The organism is Paraburkholderia sp., from assembly GCF_047605525.1.
In the GTDB taxonomy this organism is placed as follows: Bacteria; Pseudomonadota; Gammaproteobacteria; order Burkholderiales; family Burkholderiaceae; genus Paraburkholderia.
In genome coordinates, this window is sequence record NZ_JASGFN010000004.1 from 259,781 (window position 1) to 276,460 (window position 16,680).

15 protein-coding genes are annotated in these 16,680 nt (G+C 63.3%); 8 read left to right on the plus strand and 7 right to left on the minus strand.

The features are described from left to right. Positions 1-107: 107 nt before the first annotated feature. The 3 genes from QM685_RS07870 to QM685_RS07880 are packed head-to-tail and all read right to left on the minus strand — an operon-like array spanning position 108 to position 2,042. Complete coding sequence (locus tag QM685_RS07870; RefSeq protein ID WP_415114464.1) at positions 108-1,064, minus strand: GGDEF domain-containing protein; 957 nt, start codon at positions 1,062-1,064, stop codon at positions 108-110. Further along, positions 1,061-1,684 (minus strand): chemotaxis protein CheC, encoded by a 624-nt coding sequence (locus QM685_RS07875; RefSeq protein WP_415114466.1) that lies wholly within the window; start codon positions 1,682-1,684, stop codon positions 1,061-1,063. Before QM685_RS07875 ends, QM685_RS07870 begins: the two co-directional genes overlap by 4 nt. After that, the gene (locus QM685_RS07880; protein ID WP_415114468.1) at positions 1,677-2,042 is read right to left on the minus strand and encodes a response regulator; all 366 of its coding nucleotides are present in this window, start codon (positions 2,040-2,042) and stop codon (positions 1,677-1,679) included. Before QM685_RS07880 ends, QM685_RS07875 begins: the two co-directional genes overlap by 8 nt. A gap of 585 nt (positions 2,043-2,627) precedes the next feature. Here QM685_RS07880 and QM685_RS07885 point away from each other — a divergent pair. Together QM685_RS07885 and QM685_RS07890 are read left to right on the plus strand one after the other, a co-directional pair. Further along, positions 2,628-4,922 carry an ATP-binding protein gene (locus QM685_RS07885; protein ID WP_415114470.1) on the plus strand — a complete coding sequence of 765 codons (2,295 nt, stop codon included), beginning with the start codon at positions 2,628-2,630 and terminating at the stop codon, positions 4,920-4,922. A 233-nt stretch (positions 4,923-5,155) separates the two neighbouring features. Continuing rightward, complete coding sequence (locus QM685_RS07890; RefSeq protein ID WP_415114472.1) at positions 5,156-6,232, plus strand: hypothetical protein; 1,077 nt, start codon at positions 5,156-5,158, stop codon at positions 6,230-6,232. Positions 6,233-6,296: 64 nt separating this feature from the next. On the opposite strand, the gene QM685_RS07895 is transcribed toward QM685_RS07890, so the two are convergent. Beyond that, complete coding sequence (locus tag QM685_RS07895) at positions 6,297-6,851, minus strand: NADPH-dependent FMN reductase (protein WP_415114474.1); 555 nt, start codon at positions 6,849-6,851, stop codon at positions 6,297-6,299. A 313-nt stretch (positions 6,852-7,164) separates the two neighbouring features. Here QM685_RS07895 and QM685_RS07900 point away from each other — a divergent pair, with 313 nt between their 5' ends. From QM685_RS07900 to QM685_RS07910, 3 genes are all read left to right on the plus strand, one after another. Then, positions 7,165-7,380 carry a hypothetical protein gene (locus QM685_RS07900; protein WP_415114476.1) on the plus strand — a complete coding sequence of 72 codons (216 nt, stop codon included), beginning with the start codon at positions 7,165-7,167 and terminating at the stop codon, positions 7,378-7,380. 339 nt (positions 7,381-7,719) lie between these two features. Beyond that, the gene (locus tag QM685_RS07905; protein ID WP_415114478.1) at positions 7,720-8,328 is read left to right on the plus strand and encodes an RNA polymerase factor sigma-70; all 609 of its coding nucleotides are present in this window, start codon (positions 7,720-7,722) and stop codon (positions 8,326-8,328) included. Then, a complete protein-coding gene (locus tag QM685_RS07910) occupies positions 8,315-8,524 on the plus strand; it encodes a zf-HC2 domain-containing protein (RefSeq protein ID WP_415114481.1) in 210 nt (69 codons plus the stop codon). The genes QM685_RS07905 and QM685_RS07910 overlap by 14 nt, the downstream gene beginning before the upstream one ends. A gap of 132 nt (positions 8,525-8,656) precedes the next feature. Here QM685_RS07910 and QM685_RS07915 read toward each other — a convergent pair whose 3' ends face one another. Continuing rightward, a complete protein-coding gene (locus QM685_RS07915) occupies positions 8,657-10,033 on the minus strand; it encodes a gluconate:H+ symporter (protein WP_415114483.1) in 1,377 nt (458 codons plus the stop codon). A gap of 289 nt (positions 10,034-10,322) precedes the next feature. Here QM685_RS07915 and QM685_RS07920 point away from each other — a divergent pair, with 289 nt between their 5' ends. Then, entirely contained in the window at positions 10,323-11,306 is a 984-nt protein-coding gene (locus QM685_RS07920) for a sulfonate ABC transporter substrate-binding protein (protein WP_415114485.1), read from the plus strand. A gap of 54 nt (positions 11,307-11,360) precedes the next feature. Here the strand turns inward: QM685_RS07920 and arsC are convergent, their stop codons facing one another. Next, complete coding sequence (gene arsC / locus QM685_RS07925) at positions 11,361-11,720, minus strand: arsenate reductase (glutaredoxin) (RefSeq protein WP_415114486.1); 360 nt, start codon at positions 11,718-11,720, stop codon at positions 11,361-11,363. A gap of 636 nt (positions 11,721-12,356) precedes the next feature. On the opposite strand from arsC, the gene parA reads away from it, so the two are divergent. Together parA and QM685_RS07935 are read left to right on the plus strand one after the other, a co-directional pair. Next, positions 12,357-13,019: a ParA family partition ATPase gene (parA, locus tag QM685_RS07930; protein ID WP_415114488.1), complete on the plus strand. Its 663-nt coding sequence runs from the start codon at positions 12,357-12,359 to the stop codon at positions 13,017-13,019. Between the two features lie 24 nt (positions 13,020-13,043). Beyond that, positions 13,044-14,099 (plus strand): ParB/RepB/Spo0J family partition protein, encoded by a 1,056-nt coding sequence (locus QM685_RS07935; protein ID WP_415114490.1) that lies wholly within the window; start codon positions 13,044-13,046, stop codon positions 14,097-14,099. A 64-nt stretch (positions 14,100-14,163) separates the two neighbouring features. Here QM685_RS07935 and QM685_RS07940 read toward each other — a convergent pair whose 3' ends face one another. Then, entirely contained in the window at positions 14,164-15,513 is a 1,350-nt protein-coding gene (locus QM685_RS07940) for a replication initiation protein (protein WP_415114492.1), read from the minus strand. Positions 15,514-16,680 lie beyond the last annotated feature (1,167 nt).

Below are 16,680 nucleotides of genomic sequence, written 5' to 3' on the forward strand. Positions count from 1 at the left end.
TTTGCCGGTCGCCGCAGTTTCGCGGCCGGATGGGCGGACGGAGAGGAAGACCGTCCGGCGAGGGGCGACGGACGGCGGATCGGCACGGACCAGCGCGGCTCGCCGCGCTACAAATCAACCTCCGCGGGCCGGAACGCGACCGAGCAGTTGCGTCCCTGCCGCTTCGCCTGATACAGCGCCGCGTCGGCCTCGTTGATCAGCACGTCGTACGCGGGTACGCCCGCGTGCGCCGCCGCGCCGCCGAGGCTCGCCGTCACCGCCACGCTGGTGCCGAGCAGCTCGACCGGCGTTTCGGCGATCACGCGGCGAATCTTGTCCGCTACGTGCATCGCGTCGTCGAGCGGCGTGCACGGCAGCAGCAGCGCGAACTCCTCGCCGCCGAAGCGCCCGAAGGTGTCCTGCGCGCGCACGACGCCGGCGACGCGCTGCGCCATCACGCGCAACACCGTATCGCCGCCGCCGTGGCCGAACTGGTCGTTGATCTTCTTGAAGTGATCGAGATCGAACAGCAGCATCGACAGGTCGCCGCCGTAGCGCTGCCAGCGCGTGAACTCGTCGCGCAGGCGCGCTTCGAAGAAGCGCCGGTTGGCGATGCCGGTCAACCCGTCGAGATTCGCGTAGGCCTGCAGCTTCGCGACGGCCTCCTCGCGTTCGCGCTGCACGATGCTCACGTGCGTGACGTCGGAGATCGTCACGCAGACGGCCACCACTTCGCGCTCGCGCATCAGCGGCATGAACGTGCAGTCCTGCTGCATGAAGTCGACGCCGCCGGTGATCGGCCGGTCGTGATCGAATCTGAACAGGTATGGCCGCTGCTCCCACGAGCTGAAGGCAAAGCTGCCGAGCTGGAACACGCTCTCGACCTTGCGCGACAGCCACACGCGCGGCAGTTCCGGAAAGTGCGTGAAGATTGGGCGGCCCACCACCTGTGCGGCCGGGAGCCCGCTGTGGTCCTGCATGAAGCGATTCCACATCAGCACGTTCATGTCGCGGTCGAGCACGAAAATGCCGAAGCCGACCCGCTCGACCACGAGGTCGCTCAACGATTCCACGGATGCATTCATAGACTGGACAACAGCGCGTCGAGCGCTTCGTTCATATGGTGAATCGACTCTTCGGCCATCAGCATCACGAGATGCGCGCGAAAACTCCCGGTCTCGAGCGCGAAATTCACTTCGACGAGCAGCGCCCTGCGCCATTGCAGCATGCCGGGCTGAAACACTTCGTCGAGCGTGAGCGCCTCGCCGAGCAGACCCGGCGCGGAAAACACCGGCGTGCGGCCGAGCTGGTCGAGTATCGACGACACGCACGCGCCGCAGAGCAGGTTCGCGACGTCGAGCATCAGTTCCCGCTCGCCGATCGCCTCGTAGCTCGAGCGCGCGTACGAGTCGCTCACCAGCGAGCATAGCTGCGCGATGCCGTCGCTGCGGCAGATCACCAGTGCCTCGCCCTTGATGTCCGAGCGAAAGCCCTGACGCACCGCGCTGACCGTCTCGTCGATGCCGGTCATCTCGCGCAGCGCGCGCGCCGCGTCGCTGACCGCCACCACGCGCACGCGCGGCACCGACAGCTCGATAAACGAATCGAGCAGCCGCGCGAGGCGCGTCGCCGCCTGGCCCATCGCGAGATTGGCGATCTCCTGCAGCGCGTCGCGCTGGTCTTCGGTGAAGGCGGGCTCAGGCATACAAGCCGTACTCCTTGAGGATGGACAGGACCGCCTCGGGCGTCACCGGCTTGGCGATGAACGCGAGCGCGCCGAGCTCGCGCACGCGCGCCCGGGCAAGCGGCTGCACGTCGGCCGAAACGACGATCACGAAAGTGTTCAGATCCTCGTGCTGCAACGCTTCGAGCACGTCGTAGCCGGTCATGTCCGGCATCGTCAGATCGAGGAACATCACCGACGCCTTGCCCTCCCGGTACAGCGCCAGCGCCTCGCGACCGTTGGTCGCATAGGACACGTCGACGTCCCAGTCCGGCGGCAGTGCCTTCGTGAGTAGCTTGCGCGCGAGCAGCGAATCGTCGGCGATCACAATGGGCAGCATGGCAATGGGAAGTCGGGCGGTATGGGCGGGTCGGAAAGCGGAATCGGCTCGTTTGTGTTCGCGTTCGTGTTCGTCTCGACAACGGATAGAGGCTCGCTTCGGCACAAGGCCGACCGACCCGCGACCAGGTACAGTAACGCCTGTTGAAATGCGGATTGCCCGGCGAGAGGAGAGCGTGCGCGACAGGACGCGTTCGGCGGACCTTGACGATCCGGCGCACAGACGACGTAGCGACGGCCTTTTTATCGTGGCATGGATTGTCGAAGCAAACCCGTGCCAATGGCAACTCGCCAGAACAGATTTTGTTAAAGAAATTTTTTCATTCAGGCCGGATTTTAAAAATGATTAAATGGTTTTGGTAACGGTTTTTTATTATTTATACTTTTGTGTACGTTTGCGCTTTCCGATTCATCGCTGTTTTAACGCCACTTTTTACGAACAGCCGCGGCGGCGAACGCAAGACCTCCACGCTTTGCGTCAAATTTTCCTCAGCCGCCGTCTATGCTTCTTCTGAGGGCAGCGAGGTGCCGATACCGGCCCGATACGGGGCTGCCCGCTCCGAACGCTTTTTTGGCATTAACGAAAATGACATCTGACCGCGTCGAGTCGACGCGCGCGAGCCGCCCTTCCCGTCGTTCCGCCCGCGAGCAGGACGACACGTCGTTCCCCGCGGTACCGGAACAGAATTTCCACGTGCGGCGCATCACGCTGATCGTGCTGCTGGTCGTGGCCGTCGTGCTGCCGTTCGTCTACGTCGCGGCGATGGCGCTCGCCGATCTGCGCTCGCGCGAAGCCGACGCAACCGACCTGGCGCTGCGCACGGTGCGCGTCGCGGAAGAACACGCGCTCAAGGTGTTCGACATGAACGAGGCGCTGAACTCGCGCATCGTCGATCTGACCGAGGACCTCGACGACGACGGCATCCGCGCGCGCGAATTCACGATCCACGACAAGCTGCGCACGATGGGCGGCGGCTATCCGCAGGTGGCCGCCGTGTCGATCTTCGGGCGCGAGGGCGCGCTGCTCGCGAGCAGCCGCTTCTACCCGGCGCCGGCGCTGTCGATCGGCGAGCGCGAGGACTTCGTCGGCATCCGCGGCGGCAACGATCTCGAGCATGTGTCGAAGGTGATGACCGGGCACGTAGCCGGCGAACGGGTATTCAACATGGGCCTCGAGCGCAAGACCGCCGACGGCTCGTTCGCCGGCATCGTCTCGATCGCGCTGCGGCCGGGCTACTTCGACGCGTTCTATCGCGAACTGCTCGGCGGCGACGACGACATGCCGATCGTCATGAGCCTCGTGCGTACCGATGGCGCGGTGCTCGCGCAGTACCCGCGCAACCCGCGCGAACCGGCTGCGATGGCCCCGGATTCGCCCTTCGCGCGGGCGGTCGCCGCGGGGCGGGGAGCCGGCGTGGTGCGGATGCACTCGATCCTCGCCGGCGGCAATCTGATCGTCGCGTTCCGCCACGTCGGCTCGTATCCGGTGTACGTGCTGTGCGGCTATCGCACGTCGGCCATCTGGAGCGCCTGGTATCGGCACCTGACCGTGCTGATCCTGTCGATGTTCACGCCGTCGATCGCGCTGTGGTGCGTGATCTGGCTGTCGCTGCGGCGCCTCGGTGCCGAAGAGGAGGCGTGGGAGCGCTGGCAGGCCGAAGCGTCGATGCGCCGCTCGATCGAATCCGCGTACCGCCAGTCACGCAAGATGGAAGCGCTCGGCACGCTGGTCGGCAGCGTCGCGCACGACTTCAACAACCTGCTGATGATCCTGTCGGCCAACGTGCAGATCGTGCGGCGGCGCGGCATCAATGGGCTCGAGCGCGAACTGTCGGCAATGGAGCGCGCGCTCAAGAGCGGCCAGTCGCTCACCCGGCAACTGCTTGGCGTCGCGCGCAAGCAGCCGCTGCGCACCGAGACGCTATCGCTCGAGCGCTGGCTGCCGACCTGCCGCGAACTGCTGCGCGCATCGCTCGGCGCGAAGGTGTCGCTCGTGATCGACAGCGGCGCCGACACATGGCCGGTGCGCGTCGATGTCGCGGAGCTCGAACTCGCGCTGATCAACGTCGCCGTCAACGCGCGCGATGCGATGGTCAACGGCGGCCGCTTCACCGTGCGAGCGAGCAATGTCGTGTTCCGTCACGAGGACGGCTTCCCGATCACCGGCGACTTCGTGCAGTTGTCGCTCGAGGACACCGGCTCCGGCATGACGCCCGACGTGCTCGCGCGCGCCTTCGAGCCGCTCTTCACGACCAAGCCGAAGGGCGCGGGCACCGGCCTTGGCCTGCCGCAGGTGTTCGCGTTCTGCGAGAGCTCGGGCGGCCTCGCGGCAATAGACAGCGCGGTCGGCGCGGGCACGTCGGTGCGTCTCTATCTGCCGCGTGCCTCGACTGAGCCGCAGACGGCCGACCCGGCCGAAGCGGGCGCGCCGGAAAGCGACGCGCCGCAAGGGCTGCGCGTGCTGCTCGTCGAGGACAACCAGGAAGTGGCCGCCGGCACCGAGGCACTGTTGCAGATGATGGGCCACCGGGTCACCTGCGTATTCAATGCCGACCTCGCGCTGCGTCTGCTCGAGGAAGCCCGCGCGAAACGCGCGAGCACGGGCGAGCCGCTGCCGTTCGATCTCGTGCTGTCGGACATTCACATGCCCGGCAAGATGAACGGCATCGATCTGGCCGAAGCGGTGCTGGCGTTCGACACCCAGTTGCCCGTGATTCTCGTCACCGGCTATGCGGAAGAACTCGACCGCGCGCGGCACGTGAACGTGCGCGTGCTCTCCAAGCCGTTCGATATCGGTCTGCTCGAGAAGCTGCTCGAAACGATCCAGCGCAACGTCGCGCAGACGGACACCGATCAGGCGACGCATCCGGCGGACACGTAGCGCTCCCGAGGCCCGGCGCACGGCGTGCCCGGGCATGGCGTCATTTACCAGAACTTGTAAAAGCGCGGCGGCATGCCGCGCTTTTTTGCCTGGACGGGCCGTGCCGCGAGCGCCCGAAAGGCCGCAACGGCGCGCGGTTGCGCTCCGGCATGATCGTTGCGGGACAAACCGGAGGAAGGTGGGACAACGCCATCGACATTGCGCGTTCCGCCAGAACATGCCGGGAGACGACCATGCAACATACCGTGATTGGCCTATTCGATACCTACATGCAAGCCGAAAGCGCGCGCGACACGCTCGTGCAAACCGGTTTTGCACGCGACAAGATCGATTTGCAGGCGAACCCCGAACCGTCCCTCGGCTCGGCCACCGGGGAAGTCGCCAGTGGCGGCGTCCTTGCGAATATCGAGCGCTTTCTGTCCAGCCTGTTCTCGACCAGTTCGCGCGAGCCCGATACGGCGCGCTATGCCGAGGCGATGCGGCGCGGCGCGGTGCTGGTGTGCGTGCATGCCGCGAGCGAATCGCATGCGGAACTCGCGCGCAACACGCTCGTGCGGCTCGGCGCGACCGATATCGGCAACCAGTTGCCCGACGCGGAAACGCGGACGGCGAGCGCACGCGAGCATTCGGTGCTCGACGAACTGGGCGTCGGCGCGGTGATGCCGGGTACGCCGCGCACGTCGAGCGCGACGACTGCGGCGGCGGGCGCAGCGAGTATGCCGGAGTCGACAGGCATTGCGGGAGCGACCGGCGCGGCCTCGGTGACGGGTGCCACGCAGCCCACCGCCACACCGGCGTCCGATCCGCCCTACACGGCGCCGGCGGGCAGCACTCACGCCGAGCCGTTCGTGCCGCCGCCGCTCGGCGAACGGCCGCTGACGGATCCGGTGAACGAGCCCGTCGTGGATCCGCTCACCGGCGACGCGGGCCGCAGCGCGATTGCCGCCGCGTCGGTGCCGGGTTCAGGCGCGGTGATGGCGCCGTCCGGGAGCGTCCCCGAAGGCGGTCAGCCGCCCGCGGACGCGGGCGGCGAGATGCCGAACGAGTATCTGGAATACGAAGAGGATTTCCGCGCGCACTACGACGAGCAGTACGCCGCCGAGAACACGCGCTACGAAGACTACGTGCCGGCCTATCGCTATGGCGCGGAAATCGGCAAGGACGCGCGTTTCCACGACCGTCCGTGGGAGGACATCGAGCCCGAAGCGCGACGCCATTGGGAAACCACGTCGCCGGAAAGCACGTGGGAGCGCTTCAAGCTCGCGGTGCGTCATGGCTGGGAGCGCGTGACCGGACATCATCATGTTTAGGCCCCGCGAATGCGGCGCCGGCGGCCAGCGATCGATGCGGCAATGACAGCGCGAGCGTCGGACGTTACGCCGCCGTCTGCCGCTTGACCCACGCGACGTAACGGTCGACGAACGTCTGCAGGAACTTGCGCGTGCCGTCGTTCAGGATTTCGCCTTTGTCGTTGATGACCGCCGGATCGTGCTTGATGAAGACCTCGGGCTGGCCCATCGTCGCGACGTCGAGATAGGCCAGCACGTTACGCAGATGCTGTTGCGCGAGAGCCGAGCCGGTCGCGCCGACCGACGTGCCGATGACCGCGCCCGGCTTGTTGCCCCACGAATTCGTGCCCCACGGACGCGATCCCCAGTCGAGCGCGTTCTTCAGCACACCGGGAATCGAGCGGTTGTATTCGGGGGTCACGAACAGCAGGCCGTTCGCGGCTTCGACGCGCTGTTTCAACTGCTTGCCGACTTCCGGATAGTCGGCGTCGTAGTCCTGGGAGTAGAGCGGCAGGGAGCCGATATCGATGAATTCGAAGGTGAAGTCAGCCGGAGCAAGGGAAATCACCGCTTGGGCCAGTTGGCGATTGAACGAGTCCCGGCGCAGGCTGCCGACGACGACTGCAATGTGATAGGCCATGGTTCGCTTCCTCGGATTGGGCGCTCGACGCGCGAAGGGTAGGACCTGTCCATCATAGGCAAAAGCCGCGCGAGTGGCGAAAGCAGGCGGCAGAATGCAGGCGGCAAATTGGGACGTCCCGCCCAGCGCCTGGCGGATACGGACAGGTGACGCGAGGGCCGCCGGTGGATAACTGCGCGGGCCCCCAAGTTATCCACAGATTCGCTGAATAACCTTGTGGATAAGTGAGACTTTTGCCTTGTCAATCAAGCCCGCCATCGGGTCGGGATGATTTGAGGCAAATCGCCACCATGACACTCTGGAGGACCGAGCCATGAGTCTGGATTACGCAGGGAAGTCGCATGATGAAGCAGTCGCCGCGCGCAAGAAGACCAAGCAGCGCGCGCAGGAACCGTCGGGGGGCAAAATGGCCGTCGACGGGACCGAAGCCGATCGCACGCATAGCTGCGGCGAGCTGTCCGAGCAAGGCAAGCAGGTGTGGCGAACGGGCGCCGGGCTCGATGGCGGCGGGAAGGCGCCGACGCGCTAGCCGCGCGGTTGTGGATAGAGCTGGCGCGGGATAGTGGGTGACGCATTGCGCGCCGCCCGCCGTGGTCACGCTGAATGCAAAAAGGGCGCCGTTTCGTTATCTGGCGCCCTTTTCTTTTTGCTTGCGCGCTTTCTGCTGCGAACGGCTTGCTGTGTTGGCCGACGGGTAGGCCGGGCGTCGATCGCGAGGCCCGTTTGACGCGCTGGTGAGAGAGAATGGCGCACGCATCCGCAGACCGTGCGAGGACGACCATTCGCTCATGAACCACGAGAATCACCACGTTTCAGGACAACACGCCCGGCGCCGCACACAGCGGCCGACGCGCCCACGGAGTACGCGATGGCGCAGGTAGGCGGCCCGGCGTTCGACGATCCCGTCTATCTCGCCCAATTGCGGCGCGACCTCGTGCGCTTCGCCCGTCTGCAGTTGCGCGATGCCGCGGCTGCGGAGGACGCCGTTCAGGAAGCACTGACGGCCGCCTGGGCCCAGGCCGACCGGTTCGCCGCGCAATCGGAGCACAAGACGTGGGTGTTCGGCATCCTTCGTCACAAACTCGTCGACACGCTGCGTGCCCGGCAGCGCACGGTCAATCTGTCGGCGCTCGAATCCGAACTCGACGGCGAAGCGCTGCTCGACCGCGAGCTCTTCAAGGACAACGGCCACTGGTCGCGCGCGACAAAACCGCGTCCATGGCCGACGCCCGAAACCGCATTGCAACAGCAGCAGTTCTGGACCCTCTTCGAGATGTGCCTCGAGCATCTGCCCGAGCATATCGGGCGCGTGTTCATGATGCGCGAGTTCCTCGATCTCGAAATCGCGGTCATCTGCGCCGAACTGCAAATCAACGCGAATCATTGCAGCGTGCTGATCTATCGCGCGCGCCTGCGGCTGCGCACGTGCCTGAGCGAAAAGGGCCTATCGAGCGAGGATGCGAATGGGGAAGTGTAAGGACATCACGCGCCTGTTATCCGATGCGCTCGACCGCTCGCTGACGACCGGCGAGTGGATCGCGATCCGGCTGCATCTGCCGGCTTGCAGCGGTTGCCGCAACTATCGCAAGCAGATCCGGCTGCTGCGGATGGCGGCGCATGCGGTGAGCGGGATTGCGACAGCGGATGAGGCGGGAGAGCAGCGCGAGGATTGAGGTATCGGGATGCGGCGGTTGGGGTGCGCATCGCTTGCCAGCCAGTTCAAGCGGTACTCATCGCCGCGAAAAGCGAGCGGCGCCGCGTGCCTCAGCGGCCGGCGAGGATGCGCACGGCTTGCGCACGACGCGTCACGTCAACGCGGTCCACAACACGAGCGTCAGCGCGAGTCCAACGACGGATACGATCGTCTGCAACACCGACCAGACCAGCACCGTCTGCTTCAGTTGCAGCCCGAAATATTCGCGGACCATCCAGAAGCCCGCGTCGTTCACGTGGCAGAAAAACACCGAGCCCGCGCCGATCGCGAGCGCCATCAGCGAATTGTGCGTCGTGCTCAAACCCGCCACGACCGGCGCGACGATGCCGGCTGTCGTCGTCGTGGCGACCGTCGCCGAGCCGGTGGCCTGGCGCAGCGCGACGGCGATCAGCCAGGCAAGCAGAATCAGCGGGATATGCGCACCGACCGCGATCTTGCCGATCGTCGTGCTGATACCCGCGACGACGAGTGCCTGCTTCAGACCACCGCCCGCGCCGATCGTCAGCAATAGCGCGGCGATCGGCGGCAGACTCTTGCGCAGAATGCCGCCGACGCGCTCGCGCGCCATGCCGCGTGACCAGCCGAGCGCGACCACCGCGAGCAGTACGGTGAGGCCAAGCGCGACCAGTGGCTCACCGAGAAAATTCAGCGCGTTGAACAGGAAAGTCTCGGGCTGAAGCAGCAGTTTCGCGACCGTGCGCCCGAGCATCAGCACGACGGGCAGCAGGATCGTGATCAGCGAAATCGCGAAGCCCGGAGGCTCGGCGCCGTTCTGCTGCGCGGTGAACAGCTTGCCCATTTCCTCGGGCTCGACGACGTGCATCCGTTTGGACAGCCAGATGCCATAGAGCGGGCCCGCGAGAATCACTGCGGGAAGCGCGACGATCAGGCCGAGGCCGAGCGTCAGACCGAGGTCGGCGTGCAGCGCGCTCACCGCGATCAGCGGCCCCGGATGCGGGGGCAGCAGCGCGTGCAGCGTCGTCATACCGGCGAGCGCGGGAATCGCGATGCGCAGGATCGGCTGCTGCGAACGGCGCGCCATCACGAAGATGATCGGCACCATCATCACGAGACCGACTTCGAAGAACAGCGGCAAACCGATCAGCAACGCGACGACGGCCATCATCCACGGCAATGTGCGCGGGGTCGAGTGCTCGAGGATCGTCGACACGAGCCGGTCAGCCGCGCCCGATTCGGCCATCAGTGCGCCGAGCATTGCGCCGAGCGCAATGATGATGCCGACGTCGCCGAGCAACGCGCCGGCGCCTTTGCTGAATGCGCTCGCGACCGCTTCGAGCGGCAGGCCGGCCGTGAAACCCGCCGCGAACGTGCCGACCAGAATCGACAGGAACGGCGCGAGCTTCAGCACGCTGATGAAGACGATGATCAGTGCGAGCCCGAGCACGCACGACAGGATGAGCTGCGTATCGTGGGCGGCCCACGGGGTGAGTGTTGTCGTTAGCGGCACGGTGTTTCTTTTCCCTTTTTTATCGATTGACGCGGAGGTGATCTTGCGTGGTTGTCCGGTGGCTTTCGCGCTTTCGCGCGGTTGGCTGATTGTAGCGGTGCGCGGCGGCTCGCCGCAGCGAGGCGGGCTTGGGCTTGCTATGGGCAAGTGTAAGGGCGGGCAATGCTTCGCAGTGCGCGCGTGATTTGCTTATCCGAATTTATCGGTTCGTCCAGAACGGCGGACGAATTATCGTCGGAGCCAATCGGGCCGTTTTATGCCCGTCATTTTCTTTTTAACGAGCATTCTTATGTCCCGTCACCCGCTGCTCACGCGCCGCGCGTTTCTTGCCGGCGTGGGCGCTTCGCTGGCCGCCACCGCGTTGCCCGTTGTCTCCACCGCCGCTTTTGCCGCCGATGCGCATGCGAAGGAATTTCGCATCGGCTATCAGAAAGCCGCGAGCACTCTTGTGCTGCTCAAGGCGCACGGCACGCTCGAAAAGCGGCTCGCGCCGCTCGGCATCGCAGTCAAATGGACCGAATTTCCGGCTGGACCACAATTGCTCGAAGGGCTGAATGTCGGCGCAATCGATTTCGGCTATGTAGGCGAAGCGCCACCCGTGTTCGCGCAAGCCGCCGGGGCGAACTTCGTGTACACCGCTTATGAAATTCCAACGCCGCATGCTGAAGGCATCCTCGTCCATCCGGATGCGTCGATCAAAACATTGGCCGATCTGAAGGGAAAGAAAATCGCGCTGAACAAAGGTTCGGATGTGCACTGGTTTCTCGTCGCCGCATTAGCGAAAAACGGCGTGAAATACGACGAGATTCAGCCCGTCTATCTGCCGCCCGCTGATGCTCGCGCCGCATTCGAACGCGGTGCAATCGATGCGTGGGCGATCTGGGATCCGTTCCTCGAAGCCGCGAAGCGACAGCCGAACGCGCGCCTGCTTGCGGATGCCGAAGGTATCGTGAATCACCATCAGTTTTTTCTGAGCGCCCGGCCATTCGCGCAGCAAAACGGCGAAGTACTCGCGATCGCGATGAATGAAGTCGGCAAAGAGGGAGAGTGGGTGCGCGGCCATTACAGCGAGGCCGCCGCGCAACTCGCGCCGATTCAGGGGCTCGACGCGAGCGTGATCGAATCAGGCCTGCGCCATTACGCGCATATCTACAAACCCATCGACGCGAGCGTGCTTGCGGAACAGCAACGCATCGCGGATACGTTCACCGAACTGCACCTTATCCCGACGAAGATCGTCACGAAGGATGCGGCGCTGCCGGGCAAGGCCTAGCGCCGTCGCGTGGATCACCGCCACGCGAATCACCTTGTTTCGACACGCACCCGCTCAGGCGAAGAGCGTCACGACGTTTTCCGGCGGGCGGCCGATAACGGCTCGCCCGTTTCTAACGACGATCGGACGTTGCAGCAGGATCGGATGCTTCGCCAATGCTTCAAATAGCTGCGCGTCGGTCAGCGACGGATCGGCGAGATTGAGTTCCTTGTATTCGGCTTCGGTGTCACGAATCATCTCGTGGACAGGGCAGCCAAGCTGGGCATTGAGTTCCTTGAGCTCGGCGACGGTAAGCGGCTGTTTCAGGTATTCGACGATTTCCGTTGCTTCGTTCGCGCTGTTGTAGGTGTTCGTGATGAGATCGCAGGCAGCACGGGATTTGGAGCAGCGGGGGTTGTGGTAGATGGTGATCATTGCGGATTTGAGGTCTGCGTTGTGGGAAGGGTGTTGCACGAGGAGCGTCAGGAGATTTTATAGCGGGTGAGCGGTATGGATGGCATTGGCCGACTGCGGCGCCGGCCCGCCCTCTGAGGGATATTTGGATCTCTCCGGTTTATGCGCATAAACCAGCGTAAGACAGCACCTCAATACCCATTCCCAAAGCCGATGAGAGTGCGACGGCACGTTTGCCGGTTGCCGCATCAGGCGACGTAGCTTGAACCCCCGACGAATACCATCCTCTCCACGGCGATGACGTCGGGACTTTATGCGCATAAAGTCTCGCATTCTCCAACGCGCACCTGGCGTGCATCGCTCTCACGCGCACCCTAACCAGACAATCGAAGACAGTCGCTTCCACGCCGGTGCCCAGTGCGCGAGAGTCGGCCGCATCCTTCCGTCAACAGCGGCAGGCGCTCTCCGAAAACCGCGCATGTGGCAAGCGCATCACTCACCACATCACGTGCCTAACTATCCAGCGACGCACCCCCGTCCTCTTTATGCGCATAAACCCTCTGCCGAACGGCTAATTTCTATCTCGTTTACACAAATCATTTGAAATAGGAATTCATCCAGGTAAAATCCATTTGCGTCTAAAAGAGGAGGTGAAATTTGGCAGCGGAAATCATCGCGGTAACACAGCAAAAAGGCGGGGTCGGGAAGAGCACAATCGCGATGCATCTCGGTGCTGCCTTTCACGAGAAAGGCAAACGCGTTCTCGTTGTCGACGCGGATGGCCAAAACACCCTGATCCACTGGGCCAGCGCTTCCTCTGACGGCGACATCGGCATCCCATTCCACGTCGTCAACCTCTCTGAAGCAGGTAGCCAGATCCATCGCGAAATCAAGAAATTCGTGGCTGACTACGACATCATCGTCGTCGACTGCCCGCCGTCCATCACCGAAAAGGTCTCTGGCGTTGTCCTGCTTGCGGCGAGCGTCGCGGTAATCCCAACATCATCATCCCCGGCCGACTACTGGTCGAGCATCGGTCTCGTCAAGCTGGTTCAGCAAGCCCAGGTGATGAACGAAGATCTGCGCGCCGTCTTCCTGCTCAACAAGACCGAAGAGAAACGGATGCTGACGCGTGAACTGAAGCGCGCGCTGGAGGAACTCGGCTTCCCTCTGCTCAAGACCCAGATTCCGACGCGCGAAGCCTACAAACAGGCGATGGCGCTCGGACAGACGGTGCTTCAGATGAACGACCGCGGCGCCAAGCTCGCCGCTATCGAAGTACGGGCGTGCGCGAACGAGATCGCCGCCTTGCTCCCGTGAATTTATGCGCATAAAGGACCCTGAATGAAACCGTCCCAATTCGCCAAAGGCTTTCAAGCACGTCCTGATACCACCAGCAGCGAAAAGCGCACCGCGCTTGATCGCCTGAATGCGATCGACGGACTGGTCAGAAACGAGCCCAAAAACGCCGTAACCGCCGGGCGGGCGATTCCGGCCGTCGTGCCGTCGCGCCTGCAGGAAGTCGATAACGTCGACACAGCCAACGAATCGGCGGCCTACCGCGCGTGGAGGCTCGAACACGGCTATCGACCGGGCCAGGTCATCGAGCTGGCGCTCAAAACCATCAAGCCGAGCCCATTCAATCCGCGGCACTTCTATCTGAAATCGTCGATTGCCGAGCTCGCCGTCAATCTGGCGAAGCAGGGGCAACAGCAGGCGATTCACGTCATCCCCGACTACGACAACCCCGGCACCTACTTCGTCAGCGATGGCGGCCGGCGAGTGCGGGCACTGAAAGAGGCGAACAAGGAGACGGTGAAAGCGATCGTCGTCGATCTGCCGATCGGCATCGAGAGCTACAAGCTCGGCTACGACCTCAACGTCCAGCGCGACTCGCAGACGGTCTTCGATAACGCGGTCGTCTGGAAACGCTTTCTCGACGAACGGCATTTCCAGAGCCAGAAGGAGCTTGCGGAGCATCTGGGGCTCGACGAATCGACCATCGCGGTCGCACTGTCCATCGCCAAGCTGCCGGAAGCCGTCATGCAGGAAATGGTCGCACGCACCGACCGGTTCGGCTCGAACATGGCGTATCAGGTGGGCCGCTATCACACGGCTCGGGGGGCGGACGCAACGCTGCGGCTGATCAACCGGATTCTCTCCGACGATCTGAGCACGCGGCAGGTCGCCGACATCGTCAAGGGCCGGGCGACCGCGCAGGAAAGCCCCAAGCCGGCCGGCCGGCAACGCTACGCGCAACGTCTGGAAATCAAGCTCGATGGGGTATCGGTCGGCGATCTGAAGTCTTACGGAGACGATCGGCTCGAGCTACGTCTGAAGGGTCTCTCGCGTGAAAAACGCGACGACATCCTCAGGCAGATTGAAAAGATGCTGAAGTAAAGCTGGCAGGGGGCGGCACGCGTTCGTCGCCGCCCTCAACCGGCAGGTCCGTCACCGACAACCATCAGGCCGCACGCGACTGGCTCAGCGTAAAAGCAAGCAGATCGCCATCGGTCGGCTCACCCCAGGTTCTGCGCGCAAGCCAATCGAAGAAAGCCGTTTCGACGATCTTCGAATCCAGCCCACGACGGCGCCAGTCGTCCCGCATGTGCGAGCCGAGTCCCGGCAGTTCCTCTTCCTCGAACGACTGTCGCGCGATATCCTGCTCCGACTCACCTTGCTCGTTGTACAACTCGTAAGCCTGCTTGCGACGGTACGCGGAGTATTCACCGAGCAGACGCGCCTTGAGATCGTCGGCCGGCGTCGCGGCCACTTTCCCGACACCGCCGGCTGACGGCAGCGTCTCGACAGGCGGCGCATAGCCTTTCTTCAACGCATCCTTGAACAGCGCCGGCGCGCTGCGCACCGGCGGCAGCGAGGTGCTGCGCATGCGTTGCTCGGTCATCTGCAACGCGGCGCGAATACGGTTTTCCTCGCTGTCCGCATATAGCGTCTGCGCTTCTTTCAGCGGGATGCCGATCTTCACCATCCGGTCGACGAGCGTGCTGTCGAACACGTTTGGATGCTCGTCGAGCGCGAGCATCGGCTGCTTGCGCTCGGTCACGCGGAACTGGATTTCGGCGACACGCCGACCTTCGCGATGCTCGAGCAGCTCGACGAAGATATTCGTGACGGCATTGACCTCGGCGATAGCCGGGCGCAGATAATCGCGCTTGAAGTACTTGTATTCGCGCTTCGCCTCGTCGCCCGCTTCGGTGTCCGGCGTGCCCGATAGAATCGGACGCCACCATTCCCACGTCTCGCGCATCGTCAGATGACTCGGGTTGGTCAGATAGCGTACGCAGATCTCGTAGAGCGCGAGGCCCGCGCTGCTGCGCAACTGGCTCTGGAACTGCAGGCTCAGACGTGCATACTGAACCGGGTCGAGCAGCTTCTTCTTGATCTTCGGCGCAAACGAAAACTCGACCCAGACGCGGCGGGTGGTCGGATCCTCGAGAATTTCGGCGTCGGCGATCAGGGTCGAGATGCCCCATTTGCGGCCCGGCTTCTGGCTCGACGTGCCGGTGCTCCATTCGACCTGCACCGACACCATCCGGCGCAGGTGTTCCTTGACGAGCGCGGTATCGTTGGAATCGAACGCCGAATTGGCCACGATGTCCGACAGCAGCGCCCGATACGTATCGCCCGATTCGTCGGCCTGTTGCGCCACGGCGAGCAGCACGTTGAACAGCTTGCGAGTGAGCAGCGTAATCTTGCCGCTCTTCGGCTGGATTGCGATTGCCTCGACGGCTTTGCGCAATTCAGCCGAACTCGGGCTGACTACGTCGGTCTTTTTAGCGCGCTTGGTGGCCATGCGTCGGGGCAGAGGAGGGATTTTGCGAGAGGATACCGGCTGTGGTGATACGCGTCTATAGCGTCTATCTCACCGTTGCCGGTGAAGCGAGTTTACGAAGCGCGACTCACCTCGGGCCGCTCCCGAAAACCCTCACCTTCCGCGTCTGCCGCCAGGTTCGGGGGTTCCTTGCAGGTAGCGGCGTTTCCGAATCTGGACGATTCCGGGGTCCGCGCCAACGGAGAGCAATTGATCCCGAATCTTCTCACCTCAAAAAAATTTTGCGAATTTCTTCCCCGGCGTCGCGTAAACGGGAGGATTTGACTGCGTAGTCACCCGGCGGTGGCGCTTCGGCCAAGTTTTGCTGTGTTCGCGGGCAATGTGTCGGCCATGATGACAAACGTCTGTGGAAGCGTCAGCCAACCGACGGAATTGGGGCCTCGGCAGCTCCGGCGAAGCGCCTGAGGTCTCCTGCCGACCGACAACCCCATCGCTGCTACCGGAATTCCCCCGAAAAAGCTCACCTTAACGCCCGCTAACCGGATACAACGACACGCGCTCAAGCCCCGTCAGCACCGACCTTCACCGAAATATCATCCCGAAAAGCCTCACCGTTGGGGCTTACCGGCGCCAAAACTCATTCTCCCCGCCCGATCCCGAAAACACTCACCTTTGATGTCGAAAATAAAAAATATCAACATTTTCAATAGCTTATATAGCCATGCGTCGGCCAATAATTTCCCGCAACTCCTGAAAACCCTCACCTCAAACCGATTTTCAGCGGTGCCGGCTTTTCCGCTTACCGCCATCAACCCTCCCGAAAATCCTCACCTTTGAAATCCAGCACCGGTAAACCATGCTTGTCGCTATCACCATCAGCCGGGCGTTTCCGGCCGATAAACCCCATTTCTGTCCCGAATCTCCTCACCCTAGCCCATAGCATCCGCTTCCAAACCTCCCGAAAAGTCTCACCTTTGTCGTGAATCACCGGCCCAAACACTTCACAGATCCACCCCACCGCCGAAATCCCGAATCCGCTCACCTTTCCAGCCGCGGCCACGCAGTTCAGCTAACGCACCGCGGCCTTTTTCCTCGAGAAATCCATCTGTGCTCCTGTAAAAGCTCACCTCAGCATGTCAAACGCCCAGATTTGAGGCAAAAACGGCCGGCCACTCCCGTAAAACCTCA

Bases quoted from the DNA above. Each gene is read 5' to 3' on its own strand.
- QM685_RS07900 (WP_415114476.1), top strand. From the start codon at position 7,165: ATGAGTCTGGATTACGCAGGGAAGTCGCATGATGAAGCAGTCGCCGCG.
- QM685_RS07890 (WP_415114472.1), top strand. From the start codon at position 5,156: ATGCAACATACCGTGATTGGCCTATTCGATACCTACATGCAAGCCGAA.
- QM685_RS07940 (WP_415114492.1), bottom strand. From the start codon at position 15,513: ATGGCCACCAAGCGCGCTAAAAAGACCGACGTAGTCAGCCCGAGTTCG.
- QM685_RS07920 (WP_415114485.1), top strand. From the start codon at position 10,323: ATGTCCCGTCACCCGCTGCTCACGCGCCGCGCGTTTCTTGCCGGCGTG.
- QM685_RS07875 (WP_415114466.1), bottom strand. From the start codon at position 1,684: ATGCCTGAGCCCGCCTTCACCGAAGACCAGCGCGACGCGCTGCAGGAG.
- QM685_RS07895 (WP_415114474.1), bottom strand. From the start codon at position 6,851: ATGGCCTATCACATTGCAGTCGTCGTCGGCAGCCTGCGCCGGGACTCG.
- arsC (WP_415114486.1), bottom strand. From the start codon at position 11,720: ATGATCACCATCTACCACAACCCCCGCTGCTCCAAATCCCGTGCTGCC.
- QM685_RS07880 (WP_415114468.1), bottom strand. From the start codon at position 2,042: ATGCTGCCCATTGTGATCGCCGACGATTCGCTGCTCGCGCGCAAGCTA.
- QM685_RS07885 (WP_415114470.1), top strand. From the start codon at position 2,628: ATGACATCTGACCGCGTCGAGTCGACGCGCGCGAGCCGCCCTTCCCGT.
- QM685_RS07905 (WP_415114478.1), top strand. From the start codon at position 7,720: ATGGCGCAGGTAGGCGGCCCGGCGTTCGACGATCCCGTCTATCTCGCC.
- QM685_RS07870 (WP_415114464.1), bottom strand. From the start codon at position 1,064: ATGAATGCATCCGTGGAATCGTTGAGCGACCTCGTGGTCGAGCGGGTC.
- QM685_RS07935 (WP_415114490.1), top strand. From the start codon at position 13,044: ATGAAACCGTCCCAATTCGCCAAAGGCTTTCAAGCACGTCCTGATACC.
- QM685_RS07910 (WP_415114481.1), top strand. From the start codon at position 8,315: ATGGGGAAGTGTAAGGACATCACGCGCCTGTTATCCGATGCGCTCGAC.